Below are 9,990 nucleotides of genomic sequence, written 5' to 3'. Positions count from 1 at the left end.
TGATTACTGGCACGAGGCCTGGGGACTGTCCCCCGCTAAGTATCGGCTGTGTTTGTACACAAAACTTCGCGTCTGTAATTTTTGTAATTGTGCGTAAAAGGTGTCGCGGGGACTGTCCCCTAGTCACGCCAGAGGCGTGATTCAGGCATCCCCTGAATGTTTACTATCAGTAACGCCGCTGCTTATAAGAAAAAGGCCCGGTCAACCATGGGCTGCCGGGCCGTTACTGCTTATTCCAGACGCATTTCAACACGCCGGTTGAGCTGGCGTCCTTCCCTGGTATCGTTGTCAAACTCAGGCCTGGTCAAGCCATGGGCCTCGGTATCGATGGCATCTTCGTCAACGCCCTGTTCCACAAGATAATCCGCCACAGAGTCAGCCCGTCTCTGGGACAGTTCCATGTTGTAATCTTCCGGGCCGATGTTGCAGGTATGGCCTTCGACCACCACGTGGGGGTCGGTGCGGTCCTGGATCTGCCTGGCGGCTTCATTCAGGATCTCGGCGTATTCATCCTTGATGGCTGCGCTGTCAAAGTCAAACTGGATGTTGGAGAAAACAATAACCTCTTCCTCGGGCTCAACTTCAGGAGCAGGTTCAGGCTCCGGTTCAGGAGCGGGAGTGACGGTTTCCTCACGTTCAGTGTAGAAAACTTCGCGTATAAAGTCGGCGCGCACAAACTCCTTCTGCAGTTCGTCAGCATCGATTTTTACTGAACAGGGGTTGATTCCGGCCCAATCCTGCACATTACTTCTTTCAGCATCACTCTGGGCAAGGCTGATGAAATGAAAGCAGATCCTGTCCCCGTATTCCTGGTACATCTCTTCCATTACCCGGCCGGGTCTGGGTCCTATATTGGACTCCCCGTCAGTAACAGCTATCACGGCAATATCACCCTGCAGCTCTGCCAGCTCATCCGAAACCTGGATGAGATCACGGCCCATGGGAGTACGGCGTCCGAAAATTTCGAATTCCACGGGAATGGACTCAAAGGCTTCGGCTACTGCGGACTCATCATAGGAAGACGGGCTCATGTATTCTTCATAAGGACCATAAGTATATACACCAAAATTTACGTCCAGGTCAGGGATGTCCTGGTTCAGCTGCAAAAGCGTGTCCCTGGCCACCAAGCTCTTGTCTTTTCCCAGTTCCTCGTAATCAAACATCATGGATCCGGAGTTGTCCACATAAAAAATAAAGTTGTCAGCCCTGGGCTCAATAATCGTCCTGGTCTCCGCCAGGGCATGCTGAGCTCCCAGCAGGGATGCAGCAAAAAAAAGAAGCAGAAATGACCGCACACCCAGTTTAAACATAATCCAAGCCTCCTTGAAGTTAAATGGTTAAATTTTAAAAGCATATCTCGGCAGCGCTTGCATCTGTCATTGTGATTATCACCTGTTTTCCTGAAAGCGCTGAACAGAGAAAATAAGTTCAATTTTGAAAAATGCAAGCTGGCTGCAGAAAAAAAGCAGGTCAGCGCCAGTATGATTTTTTCTCGGGGATCTTGAGTTCAAAACAGGTTTCATTATTCTTACTTTCTATAGCAGCCTCCCATCCCATACAGCTGCATATGTACTCCACCAAAGGCAGTCCCATGCCCAGATGACCAGGCTTGTTGCTGGAACCTTCATTCCATGGGTCCGGTTCACGCAATTCGGATTGCGAAACAATCCGTAATAATCCACCTTGCTCTCCAAATGATGCTGTATGCAGAACCATTTCTCTATCCTGCTCTGGATAGTGCAGCATGAAGTCTTCCACTGCATTTCTTATCCCCTGTTCCAGGCAGAGAGTCAAGCAAAAAGGGGGAAGTTCCAGGTTGATATCCAGACTTTTTACCTGTGCAGTGCATTTCACCCTGTGCTTGAAGTGCAGGTTGTTGCGCCAGAACTTCAGCATCCAGTCCACGTACTGGGCCAGATTTACCTGTGCCGGTTCTTTTCTGGTATAGTAAACATGTTCAGAGTTTGTCTGCATATTTTCGGCCAGACCCGAGATTTCCCTGGACAGGCGCTGCATCTTTTCCGCATACTCCTGAGAGAAAGCCTGGCTTCCTGATTCCAGCCTGCTCTCGAGCATGGAGTGCTGCATCTCCAGGACCTGTACATGGTTGTTCAGGTTGTGCAGCATCCCGTAAAACATCTCTCCCACGCCTGCCAGCATGTACTTTTCAGCCAGTGCCGGATATTTATCCCGGCTCATCTTCATTTTTTCTGCCCCGGATATGCTCTCTTTGTTCCTGGAATACGAACTGGACGATCTTTTCCCTGTCCACATCACGAATGCTGGCGTACTGCACCGCCCAGACAGGCACCCCCTTGACTTTTTCACACCGGTGGATACGCCCCACCATTCCTACGATCCGCAAGGGGACCTGGGACAGAAGCAGTACCATTTCCATACTCTCGCCTTCTTCAAAGTCTTCCTGGGAAGTAAATTTGAGTCCGGCCCCGCTTATTTCCAGGACCTCGCCCTGAAGGGGAAAGTCAGCCTGGATGGTCTCCCGGTTGATGAGGCTTAAGATCATGTTCACCTTTTCATCCATCTGCTGCAGAAAATTGATAAGCTCCCTGGGCAGATGCGAGCCGTAAAGATTTTTTACTGCATGATCATCAGTGTCTCCCACCAGGGTGCTGCTGAAAAGGGGAAGGGAGTCATCAAAGACCGTGCGGCGCATATAGGCCTTGATCCTCGTATTCACCCGGGAATATTTTCTGTCCTGAGTTTTCATGGATAGCCTCCCTTCCTTAAATCTCAGAAATCCCCGTTGGATTCCACCTGCATCGCCCCCACCGGGCATATGCGGGTGCAGTTGCTGCAGGCGGTACACTTGTCTTCGTCGAAGAGTATCTTCCTGGTAGCCTTATCTAACCTGAGGGCCCTGTTGAAACAAAGGGCCGTGCATACCCCGCAGTGAGTGCACAGGCTTTCGTCCCGGGTCATGGACTGAGCCACGTCCCTGATACTTATTCCGTGCTCCTGCAGATATGAAACCCCTTTTTTGTAATCCTCAAGGTCGCCGGAAAGCTCCAGGATCATATGCCCCTCTTCCCTGGGGCTGATTTTGGCCTTGAGGATATTAAAGGTCAGGTCAAACTTCTTGGCCAGGTTGTACATCATGGGCTTGCGCACCACTTCTGGCGAAAAGTGCAGGGAAATTATCTTGGAAAATTCTTCAGCTGTCTGCATATTCAACACTCTTTGCAGGTTACAGGTCTTCTTCAGATATAAAAGCCCTGGCCCTTCTGGCTTCTGCGCTGTCCGGGTACTCTTCCAGGAGCTCATTGAGCACCAGCTGCCCGGCTTCCTCCCTGCCCAGCTCAATAAAGGACATGCCCTGTTTGAGCATGCTGGCGGTAATCTTGTTGCTGTCAGGATAATTGGAAATGACTTCCTGGTAGGCCAGGGCGGCCTCGGCGTACTCCTGCATCTGATAAAACGACTCCCCCTGCCAGAAATAGGCATTGGAAATCAGGTCATGTTCGGGATAATTTTCAGCGAATTCTTCCCACAATGACTGGGCACGCTCGTACTCCCGGTCATAAAACGAGTCCAGAGCCCGCTGATAAAGGGCCCTGGCGGTCTGGGGGTCACCGACAGGTTCAAGATCGGGATCATCGGAAATGGCCGCTGTTTCCACCTCGTCCTGAAGATCCACGCCCAGCTGGCTGGCCATGGTCTGCAGGTGCCTGTCCAGTTTTTGTGTCCTTTGCTGCAGGGCCTTGACCTCTTCTGGAATATCCTGGTCCTCTCCCATCCGGAATACCTTCCTCTCCAGTGCATCCAGGTTGCCGCTCATGGTGGCTACTTGAACCCGGAGGGATTCCAGCTCGGCCCACAGGTGGGCCTGGCTTGCCTGTACCGGGCCTCCGGCCTCGGCCACCTTTTCTTCCAGGGCTTTTGTGGCGGCAGCCAGTTCTTCCTGGTGTCTCTCAAGTTCCTGTTCCATTTCCTGGCGGTCCTCGTGCTGCTGGCGCTCCAGGTTTCTTATCTGCATCTGCATGCGGTCAACCCCTGACTGCCCGGTTACGCAGGCACTAAGAACAAAGACGGCCACCGCGAGCAAAAAGGTTTTGACAATCAGCATACTTTAGTCCCTCTTCTTCGCCCCACAAAAAGGTACAAAAGCCCCCCGATAAAGGGAATGAATACGGACAGGCCCAGCCAGGCCAGTTTTTCCTGGGCTGTATCGAAATCGCAGCGGAATATGTGCAGGATGGCCCATAAATTGGGCAGAATGGGAACAATAAGTATCAATAAAGCCCAGGGGCTGGCCCTGAAAATCTCGACTACTGGTATTTCAAACATGAGTATTCCTGGTAACTTGAGAGTTAAAAGCGTCTCACCCGGGCACGCCCGGAATCAAACCTGTGAGCAGCCTGAATAAGGAAGTGATCCCTTAGAACGAACCACCCCCAGCCCCTCCTTAACCAAGGAGGGGAACGGTCCTTGTTGTACACATAAAATAACAAACTTGTATGACAGCAACATGCTGAATAAATTACACCTACGCTTGAAGTTACTTGTAAGCCCTGAACAGTTATGGTTAAGCTTTCTTATGCACAAAAAGGGCCAGACCCACAACCAGCAAGACCATACTCACAGCCTGGACAGGGCTGAAAATCCACAGCATGGCTTCATATTCATAACGGAAAAAATCCACCGCCATGGTGCTTACAGCATACAGCATCAGAAAAAGTCCTGCAACCTGTCCTTTTGATTTCAGTCTGCCCCGCAGGCCGAGAAGTACAATAAAGATTACCAGGGAGGCCAGGGCATGGTACAGTTGAGCCGGATGCAGACTGACAAAAAGCGGGCCAAGGGAATCGGGATGGGTATAGGTTACCGCCCAGGGAACTTGGCTGGGGCGGCCGTAGCCGCAGCCGGCGAACATGCAGCCCATCCAGCCCACTACCAGCCCCAGAGCGGTGGCAGGGGCCAGGGCATCAAGCCAGGCCCTGATATCCTGCTTTTTAAGACTCAGGTAAAACATGAGGGCTACGGCCCCGGTTATCCCGCCGCCTATGAGCACCAGACCTCCGTCCCAGAAGGTAAGTACCCTGATCAGGGAGCCTTCAAACTCGCCTGGATACAATAGAAAATAAAAAAGCCTGGAACCGGCCAGCCCGGCTATGAGCACATAAAAGCCGAATTCAAGGACCATCCCCCGGTCCAGTCCTTTGCGCCCGGCCTCGCGCATGCCCCAGGCCATGGCCAGCAGATAGGCGGCGGCCATGAAAACACCGAAAGCATAGATGCTTAAGCCCCCTATATCAATCAGAATCGGCTTCATGGCGCTTTTTCTTGTAAAAAGAGACTATAAGCAGAACCGCTCCAACAGAGATTGCAATATCTGCAACGTTGAAAGCCGGCCAGTGATGGCTGCCTAAGTGAAAATCCAGAAAATCAATGACCATACCCAGCCGGATGCGGTCAATCATGTTCCCCAGGGCCCCGCCCAGGATAAGGCCCAGGGCTGTGAACAGATAATAATCCTGGCGCTGCACCGTTCTAAGCAGATGAATTATGAGCACCACAGCCAGACCGGTGGCCCCCAGGAAAAAATAGGTCCTCAGGCTGCCTTCCAGGTCCGCCAGAAATCCAAAGGCTGCACCAGGGTTGAGGACAAAAACTAAGTTGAAAAAACCCGGAATGACAGTTCTTGTCTCTCCCAGAGCCAGGCTGCTCTCGACCCATATCTTGGTCACCTGATCCAGCACCAGGATGGCGGCAGACAAAATTATAACCAGCTTGTATCTGTCCGGCACTTGCTACCTCCTTGGGGTCAGTCCCCGCAAGCTGCTACCTGCTTGAGTCAAATCATATACAAACGCAAGCGGGTTGCATTTGTCAAAATCAGTACATAGCGGGGGACAGTCCCCCTGTGCCTTAGGGCCGAAAGGGTCGAGCGCCTGTCTGAGCTCAATTATTCACCGCCCACTACCTGGCTGCACCTGGGGCACACTGCATCAGCATCCGCATCCGGTCCCAGATCCTCGCTGTAGACCCAGCAGCGGGGACATTTGTTGCCCGGGGCCCTGCGGACCTCTATGCGCAGGCCTTCCTCTTCCTGGGCGGCAATACTGTCCTGGCCGGCCTCTTCCAGAGGCCTGATCCCGGCCTTGGACACTATGAACACATCCCTTAAATGCTCCTGCACTTGCGCAAGTAGTTTGAGCTTGTCTTTTTCCAGGTAGAGTATCACGTGACTGTCCAGGGAATGCCCCAGTTCCTTGGATTTCCTGAAAGGCTCTATGGCCCTGGTCACTTCCTGGCGTACGCGGCCCACCATGTCCCAGAGTTCCTTTTCCTCCGGCTCAATGGGGCCCACACCATCAAGGGCGGGCCTCCAGCCGAACACTGTATCCGAATCTCCCTGCAGCTTTTCCGGCAGGTGGCGGTATATCTCTTCAGCGGTAAAGCTGAGTATGGGCAGCATGTTTTTAAGAAGCACCTGCAGTACGTGATACAGAACGCTCTGGGCCGATTTTCTCTCCAGGCTTTCTGGTGCGGGGACGTACAGCCTGTCTTTGATGATATCCAGGTAAAATGACGACAGCTCCAGCACACAAAGGTTGTGCAGGTTGTGATAAACCTTGTGAAACTCAAAGCGCTCATAAGCCCTGTGCATGGCCTGGTCCTTTTCCATGACCAGGTGCAGGGTATAGCGATCCAGGGGATGCATCCGCCCGAAATCCACCATGTCCTTTTGAGGGTCAAAATCATACAGATTGCTCAGTACATAGCGGCAGGTGTTTCTGATTCTGCGGTAGGCATCCACCAGCCGGGTGAGGATCTCCTGGGAAATGCGCACGTCTTCCTGGTAGTCCACGGCCGATACCCAGATGCGCAGGATCTCGGCCCCGTACTTGTCGATAATCTCCTGGGGGGCGATGACGTTGCCGATGGACTTGGACATCTTGCGGCCTTCCCCGTCCACCACGTAACCGTGGGTGAGAACAGTTTTATACGGAGGACTGCCCCTGGTTCCCATGGATGCCAGCAGTGAACTGTGAAACCATCCCCGGTGCTGATCCGTTCCCTCCAGATACATATCCGCAGGAAAAGAGCATTCCGGGCGCTTTTCCAGTACTGCAGCAAAGCTGGTCCCGGAATCAAACCACACATCCAGGATATCATCCTCTTTCTGCCACTCCTGCGAGCCGCATTCAGGGCAGCTGAGCCCCTGGGGAACCACTTCCTCCAGTTCCGCCTCGAACCAGTAATCGCAGCCCCGCTCATGCTTTTCAAAGCGCTCCACTATGGAAAAGAACCACTCCGGGTCTGTATAGGCATGATCGCATTTGCCGCAGATCAGGGCCACAATGGGCACCCCCCAGTTCCTCTGCCTGGAGATGCACCAGTCCGGGCGGTGCTCAATCATGGAGTAGATTCTTTCCCGTCCCCAGGCCGGAATCCACTGCACCTGCTCCTTGATGGCTTCCAGGGCCTTGTGCCGCAGAGAATTGGCCTCCATGGTGATAAACCACTGGGTGGTGGCCCGGAAAATTACCGGCTGCTTGCAGCGCCAGCAGTGGGGGTAGGAATGGGTCATCTTTTTTTGTGCCGGAAGAAGTCCCTGTTCCTCAAGCCTGGACACAACCAGTGGATTGGCTTCATGAACATTTTTGCCGGTAAGAAAGGGCACGGAATCATCGAAACGGCCATGGTCATCCAGGGGGGACAGCACTTCCAGGCCGTATTTAAGGCCTGTTTCATAGTCCTCGCGCCCGTGCCCTGGAGCAGTGTGTACAAGCCCTGTACCGCTTTCCAGGCTTACGTACCCGGCCAGGACAAAGGGAGAACTGCGCTCCAGGAAAGGATGCCGGGCCTGCAGGCCCTCCAGCTCGCTTCCCCTGACCCGGCCCATGTCGGTATAATCCTGCCACCCGAAAATGCCGGCCGCGGTTTCCACCAGTTCGCCGGCCAGGATATAAAATGCCCCGTCCACCTGCACCAGGGAATACTCCAGGTCCGGATGGGCGGCTATGGCCTTGTTGCCGGGCAGGGTCCAGGGGGTGGTGGTCCAGATGAGGGCGTATGTCTTATCCGGATCAACCCGGGGAAAAATCTTCTGCAGGCCTGTGTCCTTTACCGGAAAGGCCACATAGATGGAGGGGGAGGTATGCTGGTCGTATTCCACCTCGGCCTCGGCCAGTGCGGTGCGGCAGTCAATGCACCAGTAAATGGGCTTCTTGCCGCGTATGACCTGGCCGTTCTGGATGAATCGCCCAAGTTCCCTGGCCGTGGCTGCCTCGTATTGGGGATGCATGGTCTGGTAAGGATCATCCCAGACTCCCAAGACACCCAGGCGTTTGAATTCCTTGCGCTGAATCCCCAGGTACTTTGTTGCGTATTCACGGCACAGCCGGCGTACCGTCAGGGGCGGGACTTCCTTGCCCTTGGCCCGGAGCTGCTGGTCCACCTTGTGTTCTATGGGCAGGCCGTGACAGTCCCATCCCGGGACGTATTCGGCCAGGTAACCGTTAAAGTTTTTGGATTTGACGATTATATCCTTGAGGATTTTGTTCATGGCCGTGCCCATGTGGATATTGCCGTTGGCGTATGGGGGACCGTCGTGCAGGACATAGCGGGGTGCTTCCCCACCCGCTTGGATCATCTGTTTGTAGGCGTCTGTTTCTTCCCAGAATTTCAGGGTTCCGGGCTCATTCTGGGTCAGGTTGGCCCGCATGGGAAAAGTTGTCTGGGGGAGGTTCAAAGTCTTTTTGTAGTTGGTCATGGGTCTGCCTTTATTTTTTATTTGCTTCCAGGTATCAGTTGGATTAGATTTGATACAGCATGAAAAGGACATTTTTTAAATAACCCTGATCTCAGGATAAATAAACGAAAATTTTGTACCATTGCAGGGCTGAAGTCAAGATTTTATATATGGTCCTGCACATACCATGAACATACCAGTAAGCCCGGAAAAAGACCACCCGTCCTGTATTCTTTGCGGCAGGTGCCTGGAAGTCTGCCCCCTGTTCAAGGTCACTGCCCACGAGGAACTGAGCCCCAGGGGCAAGGCCTTCCTGGTGCAGCACTTTTCCTCCAAGGATATCAGCCTGAAAGAGGCATCAAAGCTGGCCGGACTTTGCGCCGGCTGCAACAGGTGCACCAGGGTCTGCCCCCAGGGCATTGATCTGCCCCGGCTCATCTCCAGTCTCAAGAGCAGGCACCCGGGCTGGAAAAACTGGCTTTTCTCCCGGATGCTTACCAACGGTGCTTTTTTTCTGCCCCTGATAAACCTTGGTGGACGTCTGCTTCCCCAAGGCGGCAGCGCCAAGGTTTTCAGCCCGCCCCGCAGTTCCATAACCCCGCTTTTCAAGACCAGGGTCTCCAGGAAGCACTCGGGCCGGGCCGTGATTTTTCCTGGATGCTTTGGACGTTACCTGCGCCGGGATCTGACAGAAAAGGCCGTCCATATCCTCGGCAGCACCGGCATGGAAGTTCTGCCCACCCCGGCCTGGAAATGCTGCGGCTTCCCTTTGGGTCAGGCGGGATTTCTCCAGGAAAAGCAGGCCTGCATGCAGGCCAACATAAAAATGTGGCAGGAGCTGGGCAGGCCCCGGGTGTACACCTTCTGCGCCACCTGCCGGGCCGGACTGACCTCAGACGATTCCCCTGAACAGCTTTCTGCTGCCATGCACATGCTTGCCCGGAACACATTTTCCCTGTCCAGCATTCTGCCGGATTTAAGCATGGAGCCTTTGCCCCATGCAGGCCCGCAGGAATTTATCTGGCACGAGCCCTGCCACGGTGAACAGGCAACAGCCCCGGCCCTGCAGGAAATCCTCGGGGCAGAAAAGCATGGACTAAAAGTCCCGGCTGGGCAGTGCTGCGGACTGGGAGGAGCCTTTCGCCTGCAGGCACCCAGGCTTAGCCTGCAGGTGGCCCATGACCTGTGGGAGCATCTGTCCCCCCAGGCATCAGACCTGTGTCTTACCGAATGCGCGGGCTGCATGATGCAGCTGGCCTCCACCGCTCCCCGGG

Annotated in this window: 10 protein-coding genes; 1 reads left to right on the top strand and 9 read right to left on the bottom strand. The window is 53.9% G+C overall.

Translation table 11 applies throughout. The annotated features are described in order from the left end of the window. Positions 1 to 230: 230 nt before the first annotated feature. The 9 genes from D5S03_RS05465 to ileS all read right to left on the bottom strand — a co-directional run bounded on the left by D5S03_RS05465 (position 231) and on the right by ileS (position 8,737). Positions 231 to 1,310 carry an OmpA family protein gene (locus tag D5S03_RS05465; RefSeq protein ID WP_287042926.1) on the bottom strand — a complete coding sequence of 360 codons (1,080 nt, stop codon included), beginning with the start codon at positions 1,308 to 1,310 and terminating at the stop codon, positions 231 to 233. Between the two features lie 160 nt (positions 1,311 to 1,470). Further along, a complete protein-coding gene (locus D5S03_RS05460) occupies positions 1,471 to 2,199 on the bottom strand; it encodes a hypothetical protein (RefSeq protein ID WP_287042924.1) in 729 nt (242 codons plus the stop codon). Next, entirely contained in the window at positions 2,186 to 2,728 is a 543-nt protein-coding gene (locus tag D5S03_RS05455; RefSeq protein WP_287042923.1) for a PilZ domain-containing protein, read from the bottom strand. The genes D5S03_RS05460 and D5S03_RS05455 overlap by 14 nt, the downstream gene beginning before the upstream one ends. A 23-nt stretch (positions 2,729 to 2,751) precedes the next feature. Beyond that, positions 2,752 to 3,186 carry an NIL domain-containing protein gene (locus D5S03_RS05450; protein WP_008869953.1) on the bottom strand — a complete coding sequence of 145 codons (435 nt, stop codon included), beginning with the start codon at positions 3,184 to 3,186 and terminating at the stop codon, positions 2,752 to 2,754. Positions 3,187 to 3,205: 19 nt separating this feature from the next. Next, complete coding sequence (gene ybgF, locus D5S03_RS05445) at positions 3,206 to 4,084, bottom strand: tol-pal system protein YbgF (RefSeq protein WP_008869954.1); 879 nt, start codon at positions 4,082 to 4,084, stop codon at positions 3,206 to 3,208. Continuing rightward, entirely contained in the window at positions 4,078 to 4,305 is a 228-nt protein-coding gene (locus D5S03_RS05440) for a PLD nuclease N-terminal domain-containing protein (protein WP_008869955.1), read from the bottom strand. Before D5S03_RS05440 ends, ybgF begins: the two co-directional genes overlap by 7 nt. 238 nt (positions 4,306 to 4,543) lie before the next feature. Then, entirely contained in the window at positions 4,544 to 5,290 is a 747-nt protein-coding gene (locus tag D5S03_RS05435) for a prolipoprotein diacylglyceryl transferase (RefSeq protein ID WP_008869956.1), read from the bottom strand. Beyond that, positions 5,271 to 5,765 (bottom strand): signal peptidase II, encoded by a 495-nt coding sequence (gene lspA / locus D5S03_RS05430; RefSeq protein ID WP_287042921.1) that lies wholly within the window; start codon positions 5,763 to 5,765, stop codon positions 5,271 to 5,273. The genes D5S03_RS05435 and lspA overlap by 20 nt, the downstream gene beginning before the upstream one ends. Before the next feature lie 158 nt (positions 5,766 to 5,923). Further along, entirely contained in the window at positions 5,924 to 8,737 is a 2,814-nt protein-coding gene (ileS, locus tag D5S03_RS05425; protein WP_287042920.1) for an isoleucine--tRNA ligase, read from the bottom strand. Between the two features lie 166 nt (positions 8,738 to 8,903). Here ileS and D5S03_RS05420 point away from each other — a divergent pair. Beyond that, on the top strand, positions 8,904 to 9,990 hold a 1,087-nt coding region (locus tag D5S03_RS05420), incomplete at its 3' end, for a (Fe-S)-binding protein (protein ID WP_287042919.1).

It is taken from the genome of Desulfonatronospira sp. MSAO_Bac3 (assembly GCF_003838035.1).
GTDB lineage: Bacteria > Desulfobacterota > Desulfovibrionia > Desulfovibrionales > Desulfonatronovibrionaceae > Desulfonatronospira > Desulfonatronospira thiodismutans.
This window is presented reverse-complemented; position numbering and strand designations above follow the sequence as displayed.